Origin of the sequence: Evansella halocellulosilytica (genome assembly GCF_002335745.1) — a bacterium.
Taxonomy (GTDB): Bacteria; Bacillota; Bacilli; order Bacillales; family Salisediminibacteriaceae; genus Bacillus_CA; species Bacillus_CA halocellulosilytica.
Genome location: NZ_NIST01000001.1, coordinates 5,254,050 through 5,279,590 on the forward strand (window position 1 = coordinate 5,254,050; position 25,541 = coordinate 5,279,590).

Below are 25,541 nucleotides of genomic sequence, written 5' to 3' on the forward strand. Positions count from 1 at the left end.
CCCCGCAATAAGTGAATATAGGTGGTGGTGGAAGAAGAATGACTACATACTTTTTAACACCCTCTTCCACCACACACATCTTTTAGTTTTCCTCAAAAATGTTTCCATTCAACACAATTTTAAAGGAGTGAAAATATTTATGCCTAGAAGAAACCGGCAATGGTTCCCCGGCGCGATTTATCATATTATCAGTCGCGGTAATAGGAAAGCGCCAATTTTTTTACATCCAGATGATGTTCATGCTTTCCAAACATTTATTAATGACGCATCTATCAGAACCCCGTTTAACCTTCATGCGTACTGCTTCATGACTAATCATTACCACATGTTAATCGGTACAAAGAATTCACCTATTCACCAGATTATGCATGCGGTTAATACTCCTTACGCTCAATGGTTCAATAAAAAGTACGATGTGACAGGTCATGTATTTGAAAATCGGTATACCGGAATTCCAATTCCAAGCGAATACAGTTTTATGGTCGTTAGTGCATACATTCATAACAACCCTCGTGTTATAAAACAATTCGAAGATCCTAGCACATATCCTTACAGTAGCTATTCTCATTATTTAAACCCGCACAACTATAACAAAGGAGGGGTATATGAAGAATTATCACCTTTTTCCCCATCGTTGTCTCCAGAGCATCTATTAAACCTTTTCCCTGAAAAAAGAGAATGGTCAAACCTTTTTACTACTAATATTTCCTCCCGTTCCCCACCCGAACCATTTACAAAAGAAAAGCTAGAATCTTTATTTCCACTGCCGTTTTCTGTTCATTATGAACGTTATGTTGAAAGGGAATGGAAAATGCAATGTTTACAGCAAGAACAAGCTAAACATTAATGGACGTCAAAATTTGGATGAATGGAAAACTTACAAATAAAAAGGAGCTGATATGAAATGTATAACCAAGTTACTTTAATAGGTAGACTTACGAAAGATCCAACGACGACAACGACAAAGGAAGGAACAACCTTCTCTCGCTTTAACCTTGCTGTCCGCAGATCATTTAAAAATTCAGATGGAAACTATGACACAGACTTTATCTCGTGTACAGCGTGGAAAAAGCTAGCAGAAACGACTGTTGATTATTGTACGAAAGGGTCTCTCGTTTGCGTAACAGGCCGTGTGCAAATGAGAAATTATGATCTTGGTGATAATAAACGACTTTCTTATTCAGATATCGTTGCAGAAAATATTACCTTTCTTCACCTAAAACAGCGTGTTGACGAACAAGCGAAAGAGGTACCTGTTGAAAACTTGCCAAGTGAAAATCTTGCCCCGCCTGCCGACCCGCGAAATCACTAAACTTCCATCAAGTAATAGGAGATGAATATGATGACTGAATTAGAATTACTAAAAATTGTAATCCACAAACTGACAAAAATTGAAGGAGAAATGGTAAGGAAAAAAGACATTGCTGACATAACGTTACAATTAGATGAGCAAGAAGAACAAATTCAAGCAACATATGATACGTTGCATGAATTGAGAAGAAGTGTTGAAGAAAAACATATCGAAAATATCAATTCAGATGAAATTCTGCTCAGGTCTATTATTGAACCAGCTGAGACAGCTGAATTGTGATGAAATTGTAAATTGCTAAAAGCTTCTCGCGATATAAGAAAAGCGCAAGCGCCTTTGGTTATCGACGAAGAAAACTGATCGGACAAAACGCCACGTCCTGTGGCATGCTCGACACTAGAACGTCCGTGTTCGTCGGACTGAGCCGAGTGAGATAAAGGAGTGTCGAAAGCTTGTCTTTGTCTCTTCCTCTACTAAAATTGCTTTGGAGTGTATCCTTCAACCGGGCAATACGCCACGTCCTGTGGCATGCTCGAAGTTAGGACGTCCTGTCCGTCGAGACAACTCGTTAGATGAGAACTTCGGCTAAACCCCCTGCATCCTGCGGGAACGCCGAAGTCACCACGTCCGTGTGGAAGCTCGTGATGGAGGGCTCTTTGGAACTAGACACCTATCGAACGTTAGAATTCTACTTCTTAATCTGTTAAAAAAAGAAAGAGTCGAATACCCTCTTCCTTTTTCTTAAAAGCGATTATTTCGTTGATTGAGAGACAACAACTGTCATGTTTCCAGAGATTGTGTAACGATCAACCGTTGAAGGGATAATAAAGTGATCACCTTTGTTCAATTGGTGTGTCCCTCCCTCAGTCTTTATTTTCCCCCTTCCATCAATCACACTCATTAATAAGTATGTACCATTATTAAACGTTCCTTTACCACTTAACTCCCATTTGTCGACTGTAAAATAATTTTCTTTAATCAAACGCTCGACTTTTACACTATCTACTTCCCAGGATTCACGTTCAAGCACCGGATCTTTATGAGGAACCATTGAACAAGCAATCGAATCTTCAATGTGCAAGTTACGTGTATTCCCTGAAGCATCTCTACGATCATAATCGTAAAACCGGTAAGTAATATCAGAGCTTTGCTGTATTTCTAAAATAAGAATTCCTTTTCCAATCGCATGCACCGTTCCACTTGGAACATACACAAAGTTTCCTTTTTCTACTGGGACCTGTCTAAATAGACGGTCCCATTCTTCTGCTTCAACCAGTTCACAAAGTTGTTCGCGAGTATTTGCATCATGCCCAAGAACGAGTTGAGCTCCTGGCTCTGCATCTAATATGTACCAGCATTCCGTCTTTCCAAATGCATAACCTTCATGTTTTTTAGCATATTCGTCATCTGGATGCACTTGTACAGATAAATCATCTTGAGCATCAATAATCTTAACTAATAGCGGAAACTCTTCTCCCTCATCATTGTCAAACAATTCCCTATGCTCATTCCACAATTGTCTTAACGTCATGCCGCTAAAAGGACCATTCTCAATTACATTCGTTCCGTTTTCATGACCGGAAATTCCCCAGCATTCACCCGTATTATCTGAAGGAACCTCATAATTAAAGGCTTCTTGAAGTCGAGTTCCTCCCCATATTTTTTCTTGCAAAACAGGCTTTAACTTTAGAATATCTTTCATTCTCTCTATACCTCCACATTCTGTAAATATGACCGTCTTCATAACGCTTACATGGACACGCTTTCATGTCCGTGTTATACTGATTCTGAAAAAGTTTGATTTTTTATAATCTTTTGTGCAAACGATTGCACTAAGAGTCATTTCGCAAAGTATCTACTTTATAGCAGACTTTTCAATTCTTTGTACAGACGACAGAAGATTTCCATTACATTGTAGCTATTAAACTTAGTAGAATCAACCAAATTCATAAAGTAAAAAGTTCACAAAATTGTGCGGGACCTGGTCCCCGAAACTTTTGAGGAGGTACTTGACAAATGTTATTGGAAGCGATTTATCATCAGCCTAAATCCCATTATGCCTATGCATACGACAAGGAAACACTCCACATCCGTGTTCGTACGAAGCGTGGAGATATGGACTATGTCTCTGTTGTATGGGGAGATAAGTATGATTTTCATCCTGAAACGATTCAAACGACAAAAATGGAAGTCTTTGCCCAAGATACGATGTTTGATTATTATCAAGCAGCGATAAAGCCCCCGTTTCGACGCTTTGCATATGCTTTTAAATTTGAAAAAGGCGAGGAGACGGTCTACTATAACGAACTTGGTTTTAAAAAAGACAGCTTGAGCAGTTCTGCTATCGGAATGCTTTGGTCTCCATCTGGCATGTTTGAATACCCATTTCTAAATCCTGTCGATGTAAACACACCTCCTGAATGGGTAAAGAATGCTGTGTTCTATCAAATTTTCCCTGAACGTTTTGCGAATGGTGATTCCTCTCTTAACCCAGATAACGTCGAGCCTTGGACGGCAGATGCTGAACCTACTGCGACAAACTATTTCGGTGGAGACTTACAAGGGGTAATTAATAACCTCGATTACCTTGCAAACTTAGGTATAAACTGTATTTATTTCACTCCGTTTTTTGAAGCCGCATCAAACCATAAATACGATACGATCGACTACTTAAAAGTCGATCCTCAGTTTGGTGATAATCATTTGGCTAAAAAATTGGTCGATGAAGCGCACAAGCGTGGGATCAAAATTATGTTAGATGCCGTCTTTAATCATTCGGGATATTACTTCCCTCCATTTCAAGATGTATTACAAAACGGAGATAAATCCCGGTTTAAAGATTGGTTCCATATTCGCGATTTCCCTGTAGTAACCGATCCGCTTAACTATGATACATTCGGGTTTGTTCCAACAATGCCCAAGCTCAATACTGAAAATCATGAAGTACGTGCTTACTTATTGGAAGTCGCTCGTTACTGGATCGAGGATATCGGTGCTGACGCATGGCGCTTAGACGTGGCAAATGAAGTTGATCATGCATTTTGGCGGGACTTCCGTAAAGTTGTAAAAGAGGCTAATCCAGACGCGTACATTCTAGGGGAAATTTGGCATAATTCAATGGCGTGGCTTAATGGCGATCAATTTGATTCGGTAATGAATTATCCAGTAACGAACAGCATTCTCGACTTTTTCTGTAAAAAAGAAATTGATGCTGAGCAATTTATGTCTCGTCTCGACCAAATGCAAATTGCCTACCCAAAGCAAGTTAATGAAGTAGCATTTAATTTATTAGATTCACATGATACTCCTCGTTTGTTAACGATTGCTGATGGCGACAAAGCACGAATGAAATTAGCCGCTACATTCCAGCTCACTTATATGGGGGCACCTTGTATTTATTACGGTGACGAAATTGGGATGGACGGTGGAAATGATCCTGGCTGCCGCAAGCCTATGGTTTGGAGTGAAGATGATCAAGATAAAGACCTGTTAAATTTTTATAAAACATTGATTCAGCTTCGTAAAGAGCATCGCGCACTAAAAGACGGCTCTTTCAAGTTTCTATCTGCTGAAAAAGAGAAATATTATGTAGCTTATGAGCGTTCAGATGAACGAGACCGCTTCCTTATCGTTTTAAATAGTGATGATCATGAACGTGTCGTCACGATGAAAAATGTAAGACAAGGCTCTTTTCGGGACATAAACACAAACAAACGATACACAATCGACAATAACAAACTGACAGTGCGAATAAAGCCGCTGAGCACCCTCATCCTCAAAGAACAATAAAAATTCGGGTACCAGGTCCCCGAACTTTTCTTAAAACTGCAGGTTTTGGCATAGTTATTGCATTATAAAAATTATGCTCCTATCACTAATCATCGATCATGATTTTTTGAATTAAAAAGCCCTAATGTGTGATTTTTTTTTACACATCGGGCTTTTTACATTTGAAAATAAACTCCATATATCAGAGCAGTAATTATATTAAGTGAACCATCCTAAATGCCTCTATTTTATTCCCGCTTTATTTCTTTGTTCTGTTTTTCCCTGTTATGAAATTAAAAACTAGCACGATTAAAGCAATAACAAGCAGAAGGTGGATGATCCCTCCAGCAATTTCAAACAGGAAACCGAGCATCCACAAAACAAGTAAAATCACGATAATGGTCCAAAGCATCTTTTTTTCCTCCTTTGGCGAATATAATATTTGTTGTTCGTTACAATTCCCCTAACACTTCTATTTAAACCCTTCCTATACAAGAAAAGCGTAAGCGCACGCCTATTGGCGAAAAGCGCTGCCTCTTCCTCTTCTAGCATCGCTCTGTGGTTATATCCGTCAACCGGGCAATACGCTACGTCCTGTGGCATGCCCTCCATTAGGACGCCCTGTCCGTCGAGGCAAATCGCTAGATCAGATCTTCGGCTCAAACCCCCGCGTCCTGCGGGAACGCCGAAGTCACCACATCCGTGTGGAAGCTCGTGTAGTAAGCGCTAGTGCCTGAAGTCTAGACAGCAATCGAAAGATTGATGTTTTATACTTTCTTAACCTTTAAAAAATTGTCAGGGACAATTGTCAGGGACCGGGTCTGTGACAATTTTGTGAACGAGGTATTCTTTATTTTCTGAATTATTTGTACTATGATAAATAGTCAAAAGGGGGTGAGTATGTTGACTTTTGGAATTTTCTTTAGCCTTGTCATTGTTCCGCTTTCTATTATTGGACTCGGTTTTATTTGTTATTACATAACAGGGAAGCAGGAACAAAGCGATGAATCGTAAAGAGAACATGAGGAATACCCTTTATGTCGCTCTAACGTAACAAGGTATTACACAACACAATAACTGGAGGAGTTCAATATGGATATAACCGCGCATCCGCTTACCGTCACAGTACTTATTTTATATTTAATATTGCTTGTTGCGATCGGAATCGTTTGTTCACGTAAAAGTTCCGGCGGCTTAACAGATTTTTTCTTAGCAGGGAGAAATCTTAATAAATGGACTGTCGCATTCTCAGCAGTCAGTTCAGGAAGAAGTTCATGGCTTGTTTTAGGTGTTACAGGTACCGCTTATCTCACGGGACTCAATGCGGTCTGGGCTGTAGCTGGATACATAACAGTTGAAGTTTTTATGTTTTTCTTCGTTGCTAAAAGATTTCGGACATTTAGTGAAAAAACAGGAAGTATTACGATACCAGATATATTTGAAAGTCGTTTAGGTGATCCATGGAAAATTGTCCGTCTCGTCAGTTCATTAATCATTCTATTTTTCATGGTCGCTTATGTTGGAAGTCAATTAGTCGGGGGAGCGACAGCATTTTCCGGAGCATTAGGAGTCTCAAGTACACAAGGAATGTGGCTAACAGCAGCAATTATTTTCCTCTATACGATTTTAGGAGGATTTCATGCTGTAAGTAAAACGGATGTTATGCAAATTTTATTTATGTTTTTCTCTCTTGTCCTTTTACCTATCGTTGCCTTAATTCAACTTGGCGGCTTTGAGCCTGTCCTAAACACGATGCATACAGAAGGTGGCGGATTCACAAGCCCCTTTGCTTTTGCATTCGGTGCCATCATCGGGTTACTCGGAATCGGTTTTGGAAGCCCCGGTAATCCTCATATTGTCGTCCGTTATATGAGTTTAAAAAACGTTAAGGAAATGCGACAAGCAGCACTAATCGCAACAATTTGGAATGTCATTATGGGTTGGGGAGCCGTGATGGTCGGTTTAATCGGTCGTGCATATTTCCCAAGTGTTGACAGGCTCCCAGGAGAAAACAATGAGCAAATTTTCACGTCATTAGGTGCTGAAGTGATGAACCCATTTTTTGCAGGGATCTTACTTGTCGCTGTCCTCGCAGCGATTATGAGCAGTGCAGACAGTCAGCTTTTAGTCGGATCAAGTGCTGTTGTTCGTGATATTGTAGACAAAATTTTTGCAAGAGGAAAAGAAATTCCGCAACATCGCCTCGTCTTGTACAGTAGGATTACAATTGTCATTATTATGGGTCTATCCATTTGGTTAGCATCCACAGCTGAAGCATTTGTCTTTTGGATGGTACTCTTTGCATTTGGCGGTCTTGGAGCGTGTTTCGGGCCTGCCCTCATCCTGTCATTTTATTGGAAAGGGTTATCTAGGACAGGAGTTCTCACAGGTATGATAACAGGGTTGCTTACAGTTATCATGGTTGCTGAACAGCCTGAATGGACATACCAATTTATCGATGTTCACGAATTTTTGAACTCATACTTTTTCGGTATCACCTATGAAGCAGTCCCAGGATTCATAGTCGCGACCTTTTTCACTGTCGTCGTCAGTCTCTTTACGAAAAAGCCAGAAAATGCCTCTGACCTTATTGACGACTTGAATAAAGCAAGCTAACAAACTCCAAATGTAAAAACCATCCAAGTGCCTGGCACCTGGATGGTTTTGGTATTCCTTTACGATGGGATGTTGCTTATTGATCCTTTTGCTCGCGTTCAACGACATTTCGCTCAACAAACTGCTTCCACTTTTGCATTTGAGGAACGATCTTTTCGTGAATAAATTGCATTCTTTCTTTAACATCTGTGCACGTTTCTTCTATTGTTATCGATGCTTTTACTGATTCCTGAAAATTACTTAACGCTTGCATCGCCACGTCATCTCCTCCGAAAACAGATAACATCGTCATATTTTCCTCATTATACGAAATAAGTCCTGTCATCACACTTTTGATCAGCCGGTCTCCAATATCAATGTCATCTTGTATATAGCATTCACTCACATATTGAACAGCAGACTCAACCTCACGGAGGAGCTCCATATAATTTGCTAAAAACTGACGTTGTGCCTCAGACAAACGCTCTGACATTAACCAAACACCCTTTCAAAATGAGAAGTCTTTCTTCTCTCCATTTTAACAACAGAAGGATGACGTTGCTAACTCTCGTCTTTTTTATCAAAGTCTTCATAACTCTCGATTTCCCCGTAACTTCTTTCCGTTTCTCCTTAATACCTGTCTTCACAAAAACAAAACTTAGCCTATCGTTAAAGAGGTTTTCTGAAATGAATTATGCTTTCCTAGAAATCTTATACTATCGCAAATGCCCACTTAACGTTATACGATCATCCATAGGTAGAAATAAAAAAGGTAAAGAACCTGATTACCGGAACTTTACTTTTTCATATACGATATTCATTTTTAAATTTAAGATACGCTAACGACTTGCTCTAGCATTCGCTGTTTGTTGACCACCAATGCCTCCACCATGACGCTGCTGACGATCTATTTTAATTACTTCTTTCCATGTATCGCGAAAATCAACCACAAACTGCTCCGCTTCCTTTAAAGCCTTTTTGTCATTATTCGTATTAGCTTCGACTAATCGATTAAGTATAAAGTCATACATTTGCATCATATTCTGAGCAACTTGAACATCTGTTTTTAATGTTACCATCAGCTCTCGAATAATATTTTGTGCTTTAATTAAATTCGTATTTTTGTCCTCAATGTTCTTTTCATCAATTGCCTTCTCCGCACGTTTTATAAACTTCAAACAACCATCGTAAAGCATTAACGTTAGTTCTCCCGGGGATTTTGTTTCAATTGATTTTTGTTGATAATTTGCATACGGGTTATTGACAGCCATATCCACTACACCCTTTCTATTCAATAAAGCTATGATGGAGGCTATCCACATAGCATATCATACCATGAACAGCAGCCAGCTTCGACAAAATACTACTAGTTTGATTATCATAGTCCTCTATTACTAATATCGTCCTAGGAATATCATTGTTTAATGGTCTACAAGAAAAAAATGTCCCTATTAATTTTTTTAATACATACACGTACCTACTAATTTGTAAAAATAAAGCAACTCCATATTAATAAAAAAACAAAAGAACACGACCATTCACCGCATTCTTTTGTTTTTCTACTAAATTTTTTCATCGATAATTATTCCTGCAAATTCAAGCATTGAAGAGATCATATCGAGGAACTCTTCAGGAGGAATTTCTTTGACTACCTCTTCTGTTTGCTGATCAATGACTTTTACCATCGTCCGATCAAGCACTTCATGCTTCTCAAAATGCAAAGACGTACGGCGAAACATAGTTAAATCATTCATTGATTCCACTGCATGATCCAACTCATCCAGTGTCCATTCTCTCCCGCTTACGCGTGACTCATGCTCAGCTAACCTTGAAGAAGTCTCCACACTTCCTTGTGCCTCGACATTTCTTCGATCTTGGCTAGGGCTTCGTTCAGATTTTACTTGATTGAACAAATCACCTACCGAAATTGAGCCCAATGACTTCACTTCCATGTGTATCACTCCCACTCATTATCGTTCATTCTTTATATCGTCTGAAAGAATTCTTTTTTAAGCATTCGAAATAAATTAATCCAATTGTCATGAAACTATAGTCAACACCGTTGAGTCATTATTTTTTCGAATCAAAAAAGATTCCATCAACAGTCGGTCCTGCATAAGGGGTTTCATACTTCTTTCCTGTTTTCTTTCTTTTTTTCAAATCATTTAAGTCCATCTGAATCGTCCCTTTTGCAGCAGCAAGCTGCTCATTAATTGTATGATTCATTTTGATCAATTCTTGAACAATCTGTTCTTCTGGACTGTTTTGATTTGGACGTTGAACATGTTCCATCAATTGCGCACGTTCTGTTAAATATGAGTTGATCACTTCAATGTATTCTTCACGTCCTTCATCTTTCGGAAACGGCTTTTGTAAATGATCATATAATGCCTTCGTCACCTTATAGATGTCCTTTAAACCGTTTGCCATGTTTAGCCTCCATTCAACATATGTGTAAAAGGGTTGTCCTAAAAGGACCTTTGAGGACAACCTTCATTTTATACTCTAATAAAATTCGTTAACGCAACCGCCGTGCGCTCTTTCGAGTCATGATGATTTTTATATGACATACAAACCACTATAGGAGAAACAAGTTGGGATAAGTTGAATTCCAGCCCATTTTATCTTTGTATTATACGAATTAAAACCCGCTGTACAATTGAGCAAACAATGATTCCGCTTGTGCATTCGCTTGTGCGACTGCTTTTTCCATAGCAGTAAACTGCGCCCAATAGCGCTGTTCGACTTGCTGCATACGACGTTCAAAATTACTAATCCGATCCTCTATACGGTCCATTTCACGACCGATTGTAAACTGGTGGTTTAAGTTTCGACCGCGCATTCCACCAGCTGTTTGCGAGATTTGATCAATCAAGCCATTCGCACTTTCACGAACACGCCGAGCAACACCTTGTTCCCCGTACTCACCGTCACCAGCAAAAATCTGATAAACCGCCTCTGAGTCATTTTCTATTGCTGCTCTCAGCTTGTCTTCATCAACCTCTAGTTTTCCACCGTCCCGGTAATTACTAGTCGTCGTAATCCCTATTGAAGATAAATGATTATATTCTGAATCAAAACCTAAATCAACAGTCGCATACATATCCATTCTAAACCTGTCAAACCCGCTTCTTAACGTGCGATCATTTCGAAGCATTCCACTCATAGCTTTTTCTTCCCACAGCTCAATCTCTCGATCACTCATGGCATTCCGTTCATCAGCTGTTAATGGGCGATAATCCCGATAAAGATCTTCACCAAGCTTGCCATTTACAAAGTCAACTAATTCATTATACTCTTCAACGAAACCGAGAATCGTTTCCATAATTGCGTCAACATCCGTTTTGGCACTAATCGTGATAGTATCTTCCCCTTCTGCAAACGTTCCTTGTAATGTCATCGTCACACCATTCATCGTAAACGTATTCGAACGGCGTTCGGTTTCTAATCCATTTACGGTAAATTTCGCGTTTTCTCCGGCACGTTCATTATCACTATTTAAATGAAAACCATCGGTAAAAAGCGCTCCAGCAAAAGTAATTTCCGCTCCATACTCCGGAGGCTGTATCCCTTCAATGACATTCGGGTTAAACCTTCCAGTATCTGTCCGAATGACCGATATTTTATCTGAAAACTCATCATAAAAAACATTGATTCCTGTATTAGAGTCATTCATTTGCTTAATGACATCATTCATCGATTGATCAGCTGTAAAAACGAAATGATCGGTTACAGCTTCACCTGCTTCATTATAAGTCGTAATGCTCGAAGTTGTATAATTTTGCTGGTATGTAACCGCTACTTCACCTTCTGTTCCTTCTGCAAACCTCAGTGCACCTGTTTCTGCATTTACAAAAACTTGACCAGCACTTAATTCAGCGGAAGAGTCTGTTACGACTTCAAAAGCATTACCACTGACGGTTATTTCTAACGAATCTATATGAATTCCTCTTTTATCAAGTCGCACACTTCCATTTTCTTCATCAAGTGTAAACGTTTCTGTCTGATTTTCGGAAAAATAGGTTACTCCTACTTTTTCATTTGTCCTTAAATTCTTACCGAATTGCAACGTACCATCTTCATTTACTAACACATTGTTTTCGCCTAGTTCCCCTTCATCGGTAACGACTTCCAAGGCCACACCATTGACTGTAACAATGGCTGAGGCAGGATCATTAATATTCGTTTCCAAAGAAATTGAATCGGTTACTGAACCAATTGTGATCTCTTCTTTATTCACAATTCCTTGTTCCCAATAGTCGTTTGCAAAGCTTTGTGTATGCAATGCCTTCGACGTCTCTATTTTTTCTCCAGAACTAATTGCATTTGTACTTGCGTTTGATGCTGCGGTTGCTAAGCTCTTAACCTCACTAATTCTGAACGTTCCGCCACTTGCATTTGAAGTAGCGGTCGCAGTAACGAGCTGTTCATTTGAACTGGAAGCTTGTTGGGTCATCATATTTGAGCGCCTAAGTACTGTATCAAATATATTTGTACGAAATTGATCTAGCATCATATTAATTGCCCGATATTCCTCCATTCGCCATTCGAGCAATTGCTGATCTTGCTTCATACGATCCATCGGCATCCGTTCCGCCCGCATCAAATCCTGTACCATCTGATTAATATCCATTCCCGTGGCAAAGCCTGAAAGTCTCACCTTTCACCACTCCTTATCCTTTATTCTGTTGTCTATCCAGTTTTTAAAACACTATTTATCTATTATTTATATCGGACAGGCAGGAGCGTTTTTTAAGGAAATTTGGAGGAATATGAAGGAAGTTTGGACTTTACGACTATTTTTCACAATAATAACTGTCCTCACGTAAAACGGGCAAGTGTCATTTCGCCTTATAAGGGCACTTTACCACGAGAGTGCCTTAAGAGATCTTATTAATTTGGTTCCTTACCAAAAGTATTTTGAGGACATCCCATTTATATTCAAATAGAATTCGAAATCGCTATAGGCGGACGCTTTCACTCCAGAGCACAAGTGCACCATCTACTCGTGCTGCACTTCGTTTGCATTCGTATTGTAAAGAATTTTTCAGCAAGCGAATAGTTTGTGCCTTGAAACTAGTGCAAGTTAGCGATTCTAACATCTATAGGATTACATTCTAATCATAAAATCTAAAAATGGATGCACCCTTATGAGTACATCCATTCTGCGAAACGACTTTACATCATTTGTCCGCCGCCCATGCCGCCGCCAAGTGACATTAGCTGTTCTGCCTGCGCATTCGCTTCTGCCATTGCTTGCTCCATCGCAGTAAACTGAGCCCAGTATCGTTGCTCCACTTGCTGCATACGCCGTTCGAAATTCGTAATTCGGTCTTGCGCTTGATCAATTTCCCTTCCGATAGAAAATTGCTGATTAGAAGCCATTTCAGAGCGACCGGCACGTTCAGAAATCATATCAATTTGACCGGATAGCGTATCACGGATTCGCCTTGCAATCCCTTGTTCTTCATATTCATCCCCATCTGCTGCAAACATTTGATAAACAGATTCTGGATCTTCTTCTATTGCTGACCGGAGCTTGTCCTCGTCAACGACAAGTCGACCGCGATCTTGATATACTTCACTCGTCGTAATTCCTAACTCTGTGATCAATTCAAACGTTTGGTTCGGGTCACCAGAGTCCACTGTCCCATAGAAGTCTTGCCGCATTTGGTCTAATGCCCCTGTTAGTAAACGGTCATTTCTTACTAACCCGCTATTCGCTCGTTCTTCCCACAATTCTATTTCATGCTCTGACATCTCTCTCCGCTGCTCATCGGTTAACGGCGCATAATCACGATGGTATTCTTCAGAGACTTTTCCGTCGACCATTTCAATTAGTTCATTATATTCATCAACAAACTCCATCACAGTATCAAAAATATCTTCCGTATTGTTCGAGACTTCTAACGTAACAGGGGTATCGAACGTATTGTTGAGCGAAATATTTAATCCATCTATTTCGAACTGATTACTTCTTCTTTCCATATCTGATAATCCATTCAAAGTGAATTGGGCATTTTGTGCATCCACTTCATTTTCTTCATTTAAATGTAACGTATCTGTTAAAAAACTGCTGCCTTCGAAATTTAATTCCGGACCTTCTTCATTAAATACGCCCGTTTCTGTTCTTGATAATGACACTCTGCCACTTTGAGTGTCGTAATATGCTTGGACGCCTAATTCAGAACGGTTTAATGAATCGAGAATATCGTTTAAGCTAGCCTCGTCGTCAAAAGTAAATGTCTCAGTTACTTCTTCCCCATTTTCATCATACGTCGTCATCGAAAATTCAATTTCTCCGTCTTCGTTCAAATCGAAATTTCCACCAAATGCGTCTTCTTGACCGATTAAACTATCATTTGGATCAAACTCAGCACCATCTTCAACAATACTCTCACCGCTGAAGTTATAAGCTGCTGTTGCTAGCTGGGTAACATCAGAGATCGTATACGTGCCATTTGTCGCACCAGCGGATGCCGTCCCGCTAACTAAGCTCTCATTTGAAGAACTTACTTGCTTCGAATCCATGTTTGCACGACGCATAACTCCATCAAATGCATTATTTCGAAAATCCATAAATGCTCGATTTACTTCACGGTATTCACCCATCTTTAATATTAGTTCCTGTTGATCCTGCTGCATTTTTTGCAACGGCTGACGCTCCGCTTGCATTAAATCGGACACCATTTGGTTAATATCCATCCCCGAAGCAAAACCAGAAAGTCTCATTTGTACCACCCTTTTTTTGGAAGGTGCCAGGCACCTGGAATTTTATGTAACAAAATACTAAACCTAAAAAATAAATAATGTATGAAAATAAAACAAAAAACAGAAAAAATCGCAGGATCGTTCCTACTCTTTTTTCTGTTTTTATTCATACACATCGATTATTCATTCTTATGTTTATTATCGGCGAAACGTAGAAAAAGTTTAATTTTTTTATGTTTAAAAGTAGATTTTCATAGTTTTACATATTCCTTCTTTAATAATGCATTACTCGCTTTCTCATCTTCTACTGTTCTTTCGACAACTTTTGAAATTTTATTTCAATATTTAATAAATTTTATTGACTGTATAATTCACTCGGACTATAATTAACGATAAACAGCGGTATATAGAAAGATTTTCTAGTACTCTCGTACATGACTAATTTTCCGAATTTTCAGTATTAAATACCTTTTTGCCCGGTTCAAACTTATGTTGCTTTATCGAATGATGGCTGACTTATCTCTTCCATATTCAGAGGTTTGCCCTACTTATTTTTTTGAAACCGTAAGAATAGTTCATGAATTCTTCTCTTACGTTTCATATAAAAACGATGTAAAAAAGGGGGAAATTCGTTTTGAATCATTTATTTAAAGGAACCGTTTTATTCTTTTTTACTGCGCTTCTCATTTTCGGGATGCTCGCAGCTTGTTCAGCTGATGACGAAGAAACGACTGGTGAAGAAAATCAAGATGACCAAACTGAAGACACGGGTGACAGCGATTCCGACGACTCTGCTGACAGTGGAGATGGAGACATATCCGGCGAATTAGAAATCCAATACTTTGTTGGTGGCTATGGGGATTCTTGGTGGAAAGAAGTCATTAGCGACTTTCAAGAACAATATCCAGATGTCACCATTATCGAGCATGCCGGACCGAACATCAACGATGAAATGAGATCACGTTGGGTTGCAGATAATCCGCCAGATGTTGTCTATATCGATGGCGCAGGGTCTAGTGAAACACAAATGGTTGAAGATGGACAGCTTATGAACTTAACAGATTGGGTTCAAGAAATTGAAGTAGATGGAACGCCACTATTAGATAGTTTTATTGTCGAGCCAGCCAAGTATGATGGTGAGATTTTCAGTTTACCGTTAGTTTTTGACACTTGGGGAACTTGGTATAATAAAGCGGCTTTTGAAGCTGAAGGCTATGAGGTTCCGACCGATTTTGACAGTTACATGAGCACGATGGACGCAATCCAAGAAAACGAAGGAATTTCACCTTTCGTTACGACTGGCCAGCATCCTTACTATTTCCTCAGAGGTGTGTTAACACCAGCGTTCGGTGCAGCTGGCGGTGATGAATTACTCGCTGATATCGTGACCGGTGCTGAAGGAGTATGGGAAAGAGATGAAGTTGTTCATACGATGGAAAAAGTCGCAAAAATGCAAGAAGCTGGTCACATCGATGAAGGTTTTGGAGCGCTAAACCATACTCAGTCACAAATGAACTTCTTACTAGGTGAAAATGCCTTTGTCCCAGTAGGATTCTGGCTGCCAAACGAAATGGCAAATGATGTCCCCGACGGTTTTGAATATGGATTTATCCCTTCACCAATTCAAGATCCAGGTGAACCGTATGCGATCGTACCTGATTTACGTCCTTTAGCGATTGCAGAAAATGCGAACAACCCAGAAGCTGCAAAAGCGTTTGTTGAGTTCGTATTCACACAAGAATATGCGACTCTTTTCTCTGAACATACCGGAGCTATGATGAACTTAATGGGTGTCGATTTATCTTCGAATGATAATGTACCGCCATACTTGATTGAAGCAAACGAAATGATTAACGATCCAGATACAGTACAAATTTATCATAGACCTCACCCAATGAGCTCAGACCTAGAAACCCCTCTTGGAAATGCATTAACATCGTTAATGCTCGGCAATATGACAGTTGACGAGTTCATTGAAGAAGCTGAAGCAGCGACAGCTGACTATCGTGGTGAATAGATTCATTCTAGAATTCTAGTATTGATCAAATTTTGAGTAAAACGATTGTATGGAATGTGAGACAAAATTCCCGTCATTGCATTCCATCTTTCTTTTTTTGTAAAGCTACCTTGAAAACAATGCATTTTTGACAGATGTAAAATAAATATTCATTTCTTAATTTATTAGAAACATGGTGCAAACGGCAGTTATTACAGAACGAATGTCCGTTGAATTTACCAACGACAGAGTTTAGAAAGGAGTGATTGAATTGGTCCAATCGAAAAAACAAAAGTACTTATTTTTGGCGTTTTGTCTCTTACCTGCCTTCATCTTGTTTTCAATTTTTACACTATACCCATTATTCAGCGGCTTATATTATTCCTTTTTTAGCTGGTCAGGCTCTGCTGCCAACAAAGAATTTATCGGATTAAGTAACTACATTCGGCTTTTTAATGATTCAATTATTCCAAGAACGATCCTGCACGACTACTTTCTTGTCGTGACAAAAGTAATCGGAATTATGATTTTAGCTACCTTCTTTGCAGTTGCTATTATGCAATTAAAAATTAAAGAAGCACCTTTTTACCGAATCATCTTTTTCTTTCCAAATATTATGTCCGTCGTCGTTATCGGGATACTATGGACATTTATATATAATCCAAGTCTCGGTCTAATCAATTCAGGTTTAACGTTCCTCGGTTTAGAAAGCTGGACGCGCCCTTGGTTAGGCAGTGAAACATGGGCATTACCGTCACTCGTTTTACCTTCCATATGGGCTGGAATTGGTTTATTCATGTTAATGCTTATGGGAGGAATCGGGACTATTTCGAAAAGCTATTATGAAGCTGCTGAACTAGACGGTGCCAGTGAATGGCAGCAGTTTTGGAAAGTAACCTTGCCATTGATTTGGCCACAAGTAAAAGTATCCATCCTTTATATTGTCATTACGACGTTAAATGGATCTTTTATTATCGTTCAAATTATGACTGGCGGCGGTCCTAACAACGCCACTCACGTCATGGGATCATACTTGTATCAGCAAGCATTCGTTCAATACAACTTCGGTTACGGAGCAACGATCGGGGTTATGATTTTAGTTATTTCATTCATCACAGTGTTTATTTTACAATATTTGCTACGGCGAGAAAAAGTCCAATACTAGTGACTGATCATGTTTGCGGAACAACGTGCTATTACTATGACGTTACAAGAAAAGCGCAAGAGATAAAGGAGTGTCGAAAGCTTGTCTTTGTCTCTTCCTCTACTAAAATTGCTTTGGAGTGTATCCGTCGAGACAACTCGAAGTCTTGCGTGATGTAAACGTTCGTCGCTCACGACTTATCGTAGACGAGGTGAGGGAAGTTTCTCAAGTCGTTCATGCTGCCTCTTCCTCTACCTGAGTTGCTTCGTAGTATGTCCGTCGAGACAACTCGTTAGATCAGAACTTCGGCTAATACCCCCGCGTCCTGCGAGAACGCCGAAGTCACCACGTCCGTGTGGAAGCTCGTGATGTAACGCTCTTCGCTGAAGCTAGACAGCAATTGAGAGATTGTATTTTATACTTTTTTAACCTTTGAAAAAGGAGGTACAAATGTGAAGCAAAATAGAAAAGCTGGTCATATTTTACAGCGTACAGGGATAAGGCTACCGTTGATCTTATGGTCCATTGCAGTCTTGTATCCGATTATATGGATGCTTATTGGATCATTCAAATCGAATGCCGAAATATATGCCAATCCGTGGGGGTTGCCTGCTTCGTTTAACTTTCAAAATTTTACTGATGCTTGGAACAACTACAATATCGATGTTGGCGTTTTTAATAGTTTGATTGTCACGATATTTGGTGCATTATTAACGTTAGCTTTGGCTGTACCAACCTCATATGCACTTGAAAGAATGAAGTTTCGCGGAAGTACATTACTATTTAACCTTTACATTTCGGCGATGATGATTCCAATGGTGCTCGGCTGGATCCCATTATTTTTCCTATTAGCACAGTTTAATATGCTAGACAATATTTTTGGATTAGGGATTGTCTATGCCGTTTCACAATTGCCTTTTAGTATCTTTGTTTTGACGACCTTTATGAGTTCAATCCCGAAAGAATTAGAGGAATCCGCAGCGATTGACGGGATGTCCCAATATGGCGTACTGTTAAAAATCATTACCCCGCTCACGATGTCCGGAATTATTACCGTGACTATTATGAACGTAATTCAATTTTGGAATGAATATTTCATGGCCTTAATCTTCTTACAGTCACGGGAAAATTATACGTTAGGCCTTGCGATTGATTTTATTAGTCGTGAAGCAGAGTATACGAATGCTTGGGGAACATTATTTGCGAGTTTAACGATTGCCATCATTCCAGTTATCGTCTTATATGCCATCTTCCAGCGCCGCATTTCAAAAGGCATGACCGAAGGCGCGATCAAAGGGTAGCAAGAAAAATATAAACATGAAGATTTCACAGTCTATTGGAATTACATAAGTATCCTATTCGGATTGAAATCCCGTTCCATCGGGGTTTCTTTTTTTTGCTTTGAAAAATGTAAAGCTACAGTTTCTCCTTCTTTTTAAATTCTTAATAAAGAACAATATCACTTGACTACGTTCTTTATAAAGCATATAATAACTTATAATGTTCGTTTTAACGAACGTCATCCTGGAAGCGAGTAGAGGGGGGAGTTGCTTGATAAAAAAAGTCATGAAGTGGATCAGTAATCTATTCGTTGTTTTCTTTCTTATTTTAAGCTTAGGAGTATTGGTCACGAATGTACAAGCTAAAGGTGAACCTCCGTCTATTTTTGGATTTCAACTTTTGCAAGTTTTAACTGGTAGCATGGAACCGCACCTAAATCCTGGCGATATTGTCGTCATTAAAAAGGATAATGGAATCCAAGTAAATGACGTCATTACGTATAAGAATCCCGAAAACATTTATGTCACTCACCGGGTCGTTGATGTCGTGGAGAAAAATAATGAGATACTTTTTCAAACAAGAGGTGATGCCAATAATATTGTCGACCAAGACTTTGTCTCCTCAGACCAACTCTTAGGATCATATGTTTTTTCGATTCCAAAGATCGGTTACATCATTAATATCGCTAAAAATCCTATAGGTATATTCCTTCTTTCTATGATACTTATCATCCTATTAATCTTCGGTACAGTGAAAAAAATCATTTTACGCAACCATGAAAGTAACGATAAAGTCAACACTTGAATGTCGGTGTTAGGAGGTGACGATTCGAGAAAAAACGGACAAGCTTCACTCACAAGGAGAGTATACAGAATCCAAAAATTGGGAGGGATGTCGTGTGAAAAAGAAACCACTATTTATCGTCATAAGTGTTATATTGCTAGCTGTCATTATTTCTGGAACGATTGCTTATTTTTCAATGGAATTTTCGAGTGATGAAAATACCGCTACTGCTGCAACATTTGATGTTGATGTCGTCAATTCCGACGGTGAAACGATCGGGGATGCTCAATTTGATTTAGATGAAAAACTGTACCCTGGAATGGAAACGAGAGAAGTTTACACATTCGATATTAATAAAAATAATACAGAAGTACCTTTAGAATATAGTGTGAACTTAACGCCATCTGGTGACTTATTCCCTTCTAACGGAAGCACGCCTATTGAACTGAAAATGGAAAGATTGATTGATGGAAACTGGACTACAGTGGACCATTCCACACAATTCAGGCCAGAAAACGATACAGAAAGCTACCGCATTTTAATCGATTGGCCGCATGGTGACAATGACATTGAATTCCAAGGGACTACTGGAAATATCAGTTTAGAGGTTGTTGCCACTCAAGTCGATGATTTTGTCATTGATCTTGAGTTAGGAAATGTTGAGTTTATCAATTCAACGCCGATACGGAGCGGAAGTGTCGTTTTCGAAATCATCAATAACGGTAGCCAGTTAGAAGATACTTCAGTTAGGATTGATAGAAGAGTACAAAATGATTGGGTCCGTGTCATAACGATTAACAATAGCACCATTCAAGAAGGCTCAAGGGAATATAGTGCCCCAAGACTAAACGACTTAGGAAGATACTACAGAATTACAATCGAATATGAAGGAGACGTTATTTTGCAAGAAGAAGTTTGGGGGTAATATCACCGCCAGCTAAAAAAAGAAGTAAATCACTTTTAACGCCTTCACTCATCCGTCGCTAGCTGGCGGATGAGCTTTTTCATGATAAAACAAACGTGACTTATTCTTAAAAAGCTTTTCGTAAGTAAATAAGTAAGTACTCGCCTAGAAACTTTTATACTTTTGTGCAAGTCTCAATGGTCAAAGCCTTCATCGACGTTATAGATTGTCCATAGTTTTTATAAGAAAAGCGTAACCGCCTTTGGTTATCGTCTAAGAAATCTGATCGGACAAAACGCCACGTCCTGTGGCATGCCCGGCATTAGACGTCCTGTCCGTCGAGACAACTCGTAAGATAAGATCTTCGGCTAAAACCCCCGCGTCCTGCAGGAACACCGAAGTCACCACATCCGTGTGGAAGCTCGTGTAGTAAACGCTCGTGCCTGCTAGTCTAGACAGAAATCTAGAATTGAAATTTTATACTTTCTTATCTTTTTAAAAAAGACGCGCCTCTCGTAATGGGCACGCCTCTACTCAACGATTATGTCGTCTCCTCTATTAAATGGTTTTTAAGTTGATCTCGTAATTTCCGTTTCATGAACTTACCTACCGACGTTTTTGGAATTTCATCTAAAAAGATGATGTCATCTGGCAGCCACCACGTAACGAATTGTTTACTTAAAAAGTCCATTAATTCCTCTTTTGAAACTGTCGTCCTATAATCATCCTTTAATACGACACAAGCGACAGGACGTTCTTGCCACTCTGGGTGAGCAACCGCAACAACACTTGCCTCAAACACTGCATCATGGGCCATTAGTGCATTCTCCAAATCAACCGATGAGATCCATTCACCGCCACTTTTTATTAAATCCTTCGTTCGGTCAATTACTTTCACAAACCCTTCTTCATCAACCGTCACAACGTCCCCAGTATAAAGCCACCCATTTCCAAATGCTTCATTTGTACGTTCATCATGATAATATTCATTTGCAATCCATGGTCCTCGAACGAGAAGCTCTCCCATTTCCTCTCCATCCCAAGCAACTTCGCCGTTTGCGCCGATCACTTTCATTTCAAGACCAGGAACAAGTAGACCTTGCTTAGCCCGGACATTTAGTTTTTCTTCCTCTGGTAAATCTTCTTGATAGCTCTTTAACCTTGAGATTGTAACAAGAGGACTCGTTTCGGTCATACCATACGCATGAATAAATGGGATATTGTATTTCGTTTCATATGCACGAATCATCCCAAGAGGAGCAGCAGACCCACCGCAAAGAACAGCACGAAGACAACTCGTGTCATAGTTCCCTTCATCTAATTCCTTCAATAATCCTAACCATATTGTCGGGACACCAGCTGTTATCGTCACTTTTTCTGATTCGATTAATTGTGCGATCAATTTCGGCGTAAACTGGGGTCCAGGTAAAACTTGTGTTGACCCGAGCCATGTTGCAGCAAATGGTAATCCCCAAGCATTTGCATGAAACATTGGAACGACAGGCATACAACGATCTGATTCAGAAAGTGCCGCAGAATCAGCTAGCGCCATTGCAAAACTGTGTAAAACGATTCCTCTATGAGAATAGGTGACCCCTTTCGGATTTCCTGTCGTTGCAGACGTATAGCACATTCCTGCAGGCTCATTTTCATCAATTTTCTTTTCAAATTCATATGTTTCATCTGCTTCCGCTAATAGCTTTTCATAGGAGTAGACAGGTGATAACGTCGTTTGAGGAAGCTCCTCATAATCAGACATAACAATAAATGCTTCGACCGATTTTAACCGGTCTTTCAAAGGCTCAATAAGTGGTAATAAATCATCATCGATTAGTAGCACTTTATCTTCTGCATGATTGATGACATAAATAAGATGTTCCTGTGAAAGTCGAAGGTTAATTGTATGAAGGATCGCCCCCATACCTGGAGCTGCAAAGTATATTTCAAGATGACGATGATGATTCCACGCCAACGTGCCTACCCGATCACCTTTAGAAATTCCTAACTTTTTTAAGGCACTTGCAAGCTGTCGAGTTCTTGCACCGATTTGCTTATATGTGAATCGTGAAACACCCGTAGAAGTTCTAGAGATTACTTGTTTTTTCGGAAAAAATTTCTCTGCTCTTTCCAACATCGATCCAATTGTTAAAGGAAAATCCATCATTCCCCAATACCCCTTCCAATTACAGAATGTGTGATAGTGTCAACAAAATCTAGCGCTACAATAAGATTTAAAACACGTTACCATTCTTCCATTCTTTTATCTGTTGTGACGATACTTGCAATCGTTTCATTAAAATTTCCTCTGTATGTTCACCTAAGACAGGCGGTGGTGACGCCTCTTCTAAGGGACTTCCCTGGTGGGTGAACACTTGCACCATTCCCCATTTCGAGTCGACGACCTTCTGTCCCTTTTGGAAATAAGGAAATGAAGCTAGCTCACTCGTTTCTAAAATAGGAGTTAAACAACAATCTACTTTTATACTAAACTGTGTCCATTCTTCTAACGTCCTCTCAGAAAAAAGCACTTTCAAATCACTGTATACGTTGTTTTCTTCTTTTGCAGGTGAATCGTGAGCCTCTATCCAATCTTCTCTTTTTACCGCATGACAAAAGTTCACCCAAAACTTTTTCTCTAATGCTGCAAGACTAACAAACCGTTCATCTTTCGTTTCATAGATTTGATAGGAAACGATTTCCCCACCAAGAAATGGAACACCATGCTGACTGCCTGTTTCTTGATGAAACAAAACATGGTTCGACATGAAGGACATCATCGCATTCGCCATTGAAAAATCAATGTATGTTCCTTCACCCGTTTTTCCCCGCTGAATTAAACCGCTTAAAATCGCTTCGTTAACCGCGATACTGCTAACGAGGTCGGCAAACGTATTTTTCGGATGAACAGGTATACCGTCACGATCTTTTAATTGAGCAAGCGCACCACTTAAAGCCATGTAATTTAAATCATGACTCCCTAGAGAGCTCATCGTTCTATTTTGTCCATAACCTGAGACCGAACAATAAACGATCGCGTTATTCAACTTTTTAACACGTTCGTAATCGATCCCTAACTTTTTAGCCACTCCTGGCCTAAAGCTTTCAACGACAACGTCTGCCGTTTTGATCAACTTTCTAGCAATCTCTTGGGCAGCTTGATTTTTCAAGTTAAGCGTGATGCTTTTTTTATTTCGATTATTAGCAAGAAAGACAAGACCTGTTCCATCTTTTTTCACACCGAGATTGCGGGCTGGATCGCCTTCTTGCGGCTCAACTTTTATAACCTCTGCTCCCATATCAGCTAACCTAAGTGTTGCAAAAGGGCCAGGTAAATAAAATGAAAAGTCAATGACTTGAATTCCTTTAAGCATCAGACAGCCCCTCCTAACATGTGACCCGGGTGTAGTTGCGTTCCTACTAATCGACTTGATTGATCTCTTGTAGCTGCTTTCTCAATAAAAATTTCTGTATTTTCCCACTCGCATTTCTTGGCAGCTGTTCAACGAATATATAATGTCTCGGTCGTTTGTAGCGTGCCAGTCGATCGCTATTTTTACAAAAATCATCGATCTCTGCTTCCGACATTGCATCGTCTTTTTTCACAATGATCGCTGTTACTTTTTCTCCCCACTGTTCATCTGGTTCACCGATAACAGCAACATCTAACACACCAGGATGTTCATAAAGGATATCCTCTACTTCACGCGGGTAAATATTCTCACCACCACTAATGATCATGTCATCCACTCTGTCGGCAATCCATAGATAACCATCCTCGTCAAAATAGCCAATATCACCTGAATAATACCAGCCCTTATAGATCGCCTTTTCAGTAGCGTCAGCTCGGTTATAATATCCTTGCATCATACATGGACCTTTGACAATAATCTCCCCCGGTTGTCCTGCAGGCATCGTATCTGTCGGCTCAGGTCTGCCAACATCTTGAGGGCGGACGATTCTAATCTCATGATTTAAGATCGCTTTCCCAGCAGAGCCCGCTTTATGAATTTGCTCCTCTTCCATTAGGAAAGTAACGGCTGGTCCCATTTCTGTCATTCCATATGCCTGCACTAAACCGATCCCGAAACGTTTATGGATCGCTTCAACTAACGCAGGTGCCATTGGTGCTGCACCATATAAACCAACTCGTAATGACTTTAAATTATAATGGCTTAACTCCTCTTGCAGCATCATATTCCACATCGTCGGTGCGGAGAAGAAAACGGAAATCCGTTCATCTTCAATGAGTTGTAGCGTCTGCTTCGAATCAAAATGGTGGGCAATGACATTTGAAGCACCAATATGAACCCTAGGTAAGAAGGCGCAATGAAGTTCTGCACAATGAAACATTGGCGCTACGACTAATCCGCGATCTTTTTCAGTAAGTTTCATCCCAGATATTAAAATTAAGCTTTGCTCAACGATATCGCGGTGACGATGCATCACTCCTTTTGGGCGTCCAGTCGTACCGCTCGTATACATAATCGCATATAAATCGTTTTCAGATACGTTAATATTAGGTCGTTTATTGGAAGCTACAGCTACTTTTTCATGATAGTGTCTAGCAAAAGAAGGAGGGTTTTCATCGACATGCCAAAATGCTACATTCGGAAAGAAGGACTCGATCTCAGATACTTTAGGTGTAAGAACGTGTTCAAATAAAACAACTTTCGGTTCAGCGTCTTGTATAATAAACTTTAATTCTTCTGACTCAAGACGGAAGTTGATCGGGTTAAAAACTGCTCCGATCTTTGCACAAGCAAAAAACGCAGTCGCTAATTCTTCTGTATTAAACAAATAAGTTGAAACTTTGTCACCTTTCATAACGCCAGCGTCCATCAATGCATTCGCTAACTTATTAACTTGCTGATCCCACTCCTTATAACTGTAGCGAACACCTTTTTCTACATCATATACCGCTTCTTTATTCGGATATTTTTGAACGGTTTGTTCAAACAATGTGCCAATCGTCGTATACATACTCCCACCCCATTCATTTTTTGATTCGAAAAATATAGCTGCATAAATGCTCAGCGAAATATGAATATCG

General features: G+C 39.6%; 21 protein-coding genes. 10 read left to right on the forward strand and 11 right to left on the reverse strand.

Going from position 1 to position 25,541, the window contains the following annotated elements:
• The first annotated feature begins 139 nt into the window (after window positions 1-139).
• Genes CD001_RS24815 through CD001_RS24825 form a run of 3 tightly spaced genes read left to right on the forward strand, consistent with a single transcriptional unit; the run spans window position 140 to window position 1,591 of the window.
• A complete protein-coding gene (locus tag CD001_RS24815) occupies window positions 140-847 on the forward strand; it encodes a transposase (protein WP_179298892.1) in 708 nt (235 codons plus the stop codon).
• A 57-nt stretch (window positions 848-904) separates the two neighbouring features.
• Window positions 905-1,312, forward strand: a complete 408-nt coding sequence (gene ssb / locus CD001_RS24820) for a single-stranded DNA-binding protein (RefSeq protein WP_096190243.1) — start codon at window positions 905-907, stop codon at window positions 1,310-1,312.
• Between the two features lie 27 nt (window positions 1,313-1,339).
• Window positions 1,340-1,591 (forward strand): hypothetical protein, encoded by a 252-nt coding sequence (locus tag CD001_RS24825; protein WP_142303642.1) that lies wholly within the window; start codon window positions 1,340-1,342, stop codon window positions 1,589-1,591.
• Between the two features lie 469 nt (window positions 1,592-2,060).
• Here the strand turns inward: CD001_RS24825 and manA are convergent, their stop codons facing one another.
• A complete protein-coding gene (manA, locus tag CD001_RS24830) occupies window positions 2,061-3,011 on the reverse strand; it encodes a mannose-6-phosphate isomerase, class I (protein ID WP_096190245.1) in 951 nt (316 codons plus the stop codon).
• A 314-nt stretch (window positions 3,012-3,325) separates the two neighbouring features.
• Here manA and CD001_RS24835 point away from each other — a divergent pair, with 314 nt between their 5' ends.
• The gene (locus tag CD001_RS24835) at window positions 3,326-5,098 is read left to right on the forward strand and encodes an alpha-glycosidase (protein WP_096190246.1); all 1,773 of its coding nucleotides are present in this window, start codon (window positions 3,326-3,328) and stop codon (window positions 5,096-5,098) included.
• 238 nt (window positions 5,099-5,336) lie between these two features.
• Here CD001_RS24835 and CD001_RS26150 read toward each other — a convergent pair whose 3' ends face one another.
• Window positions 5,337-5,489 carry a lmo0937 family membrane protein gene (locus tag CD001_RS26150; protein WP_142303643.1) on the reverse strand — a complete coding sequence of 51 codons (153 nt, stop codon included), beginning with the start codon at window positions 5,487-5,489 and terminating at the stop codon, window positions 5,337-5,339.
• Between the two features lie 680 nt (window positions 5,490-6,169).
• Between CD001_RS26150 and CD001_RS24840 the strand changes: the two genes are divergently transcribed.
• The gene (locus CD001_RS24840; protein ID WP_096190247.1) at window positions 6,170-7,693 is read left to right on the forward strand and encodes a sodium/proline symporter; all 1,524 of its coding nucleotides are present in this window, start codon (window positions 6,170-6,172) and stop codon (window positions 7,691-7,693) included.
• A 76-nt stretch (window positions 7,694-7,769) separates the two neighbouring features.
• On the opposite strand, the gene CD001_RS24845 is transcribed toward CD001_RS24840, so the two are convergent.
• From CD001_RS24845 to CD001_RS24870, 6 genes are all read right to left on the reverse strand, one after another.
• Entirely contained in the window at window positions 7,770-8,165 is a 396-nt protein-coding gene (locus CD001_RS24845; protein WP_096190248.1) for a hypothetical protein, read from the reverse strand.
• A gap of 346 nt (window positions 8,166-8,511) precedes the next feature.
• Window positions 8,512-8,943: a flagellar export chaperone FliS gene (fliS, locus tag CD001_RS24850; protein WP_096190249.1), complete on the reverse strand. Its 432-nt coding sequence runs from the start codon at window positions 8,941-8,943 to the stop codon at window positions 8,512-8,514.
• Window positions 8,944-9,234: 291 nt separating this feature from the next.
• Complete coding sequence (locus CD001_RS24855) at window positions 9,235-9,624, reverse strand: flagellar protein FlaG (protein WP_096190250.1); 390 nt, start codon at window positions 9,622-9,624, stop codon at window positions 9,235-9,237.
• A 118-nt stretch (window positions 9,625-9,742) separates the two neighbouring features.
• Window positions 9,743-10,102 carry a flagellar protein gene (locus tag CD001_RS24860; protein ID WP_096190251.1) on the reverse strand — a complete coding sequence of 120 codons (360 nt, stop codon included), beginning with the start codon at window positions 10,100-10,102 and terminating at the stop codon, window positions 9,743-9,745.
• 211 nt (window positions 10,103-10,313) lie between these two features.
• Window positions 10,314-12,332: a flagellar filament capping protein FliD gene (gene fliD / locus CD001_RS24865; protein ID WP_257009935.1), complete on the reverse strand. Its 2,019-nt coding sequence runs from the start codon at window positions 12,330-12,332 to the stop codon at window positions 10,314-10,316.
• A 518-nt stretch (window positions 12,333-12,850) separates the two neighbouring features.
• The gene (locus CD001_RS24870; RefSeq protein ID WP_096190252.1) at window positions 12,851-14,404 is read right to left on the reverse strand and encodes a flagellar hook-associated protein 2; all 1,554 of its coding nucleotides are present in this window, start codon (window positions 14,402-14,404) and stop codon (window positions 12,851-12,853) included.
• A gap of 673 nt (window positions 14,405-15,077) precedes the next feature.
• Here CD001_RS24870 and CD001_RS24875 point away from each other — a divergent pair.
• The 5 genes from CD001_RS24875 (at window position 15,078) to CD001_RS24895 (ending at window position 20,512) form a co-directional block, all read left to right on the forward strand.
• On the forward strand, window positions 15,078-16,400 hold the full coding sequence (locus tag CD001_RS24875) for an ABC transporter substrate-binding protein (RefSeq protein ID WP_096190759.1): 1,323 nt from the start codon (window positions 15,078-15,080) through the stop codon (window positions 16,398-16,400).
• Window positions 16,401-16,650: 250 nt separating this feature from the next.
• Window positions 16,651-17,544, forward strand: a complete 894-nt coding sequence (locus tag CD001_RS24880) for a carbohydrate ABC transporter permease (protein ID WP_096190253.1) — start codon at window positions 16,651-16,653, stop codon at window positions 17,542-17,544.
• A 431-nt stretch (window positions 17,545-17,975) separates the two neighbouring features.
• Window positions 17,976-18,824, forward strand: coding sequence for a carbohydrate ABC transporter permease (locus tag CD001_RS24885; RefSeq protein WP_096190254.1), 849 nt, complete (start codon window positions 17,976-17,978; stop codon window positions 18,822-18,824).
• Window positions 18,825-19,074: 250 nt separating this feature from the next.
• Window positions 19,075-19,608: a signal peptidase I gene (locus CD001_RS24890; RefSeq protein WP_179298893.1), complete on the forward strand. Its 534-nt coding sequence runs from the start codon at window positions 19,075-19,077 to the stop codon at window positions 19,606-19,608.
• A gap of 94 nt (window positions 19,609-19,702) precedes the next feature.
• On the forward strand, window positions 19,703-20,512 hold the full coding sequence (locus CD001_RS24895; protein WP_142303644.1) for a hypothetical protein: 810 nt from the start codon (window positions 19,703-19,705) through the stop codon (window positions 20,510-20,512).
• 520 nt (window positions 20,513-21,032) lie between these two features.
• On the opposite strand, the gene CD001_RS24900 is transcribed toward CD001_RS24895, so the two are convergent.
• The 3 genes from CD001_RS24900 to CD001_RS24910 all read right to left on the reverse strand — a co-directional run bounded on the left by CD001_RS24900 (window position 21,033) and on the right by CD001_RS24910 (window position 25,471).
• Window positions 21,033-22,655, reverse strand: coding sequence for a long-chain fatty acid--CoA ligase (locus CD001_RS24900; protein ID WP_096190257.1), 1,623 nt, complete (start codon window positions 22,653-22,655; stop codon window positions 21,033-21,035).
• A gap of 67 nt (window positions 22,656-22,722) precedes the next feature.
• Window positions 22,723-23,862 (reverse strand): CaiB/BaiF CoA transferase family protein, encoded by a 1,140-nt coding sequence (locus CD001_RS24905; RefSeq protein WP_096190258.1) that lies wholly within the window; start codon window positions 23,860-23,862, stop codon window positions 22,723-22,725.
• 46 nt (window positions 23,863-23,908) lie between these two features.
• Window positions 23,909-25,471, reverse strand: a complete 1,563-nt coding sequence (locus tag CD001_RS24910; RefSeq protein WP_096190259.1) for a fatty acid--CoA ligase — start codon at window positions 25,469-25,471, stop codon at window positions 23,909-23,911.
• Window positions 25,472-25,541 lie beyond the last annotated feature (70 nt).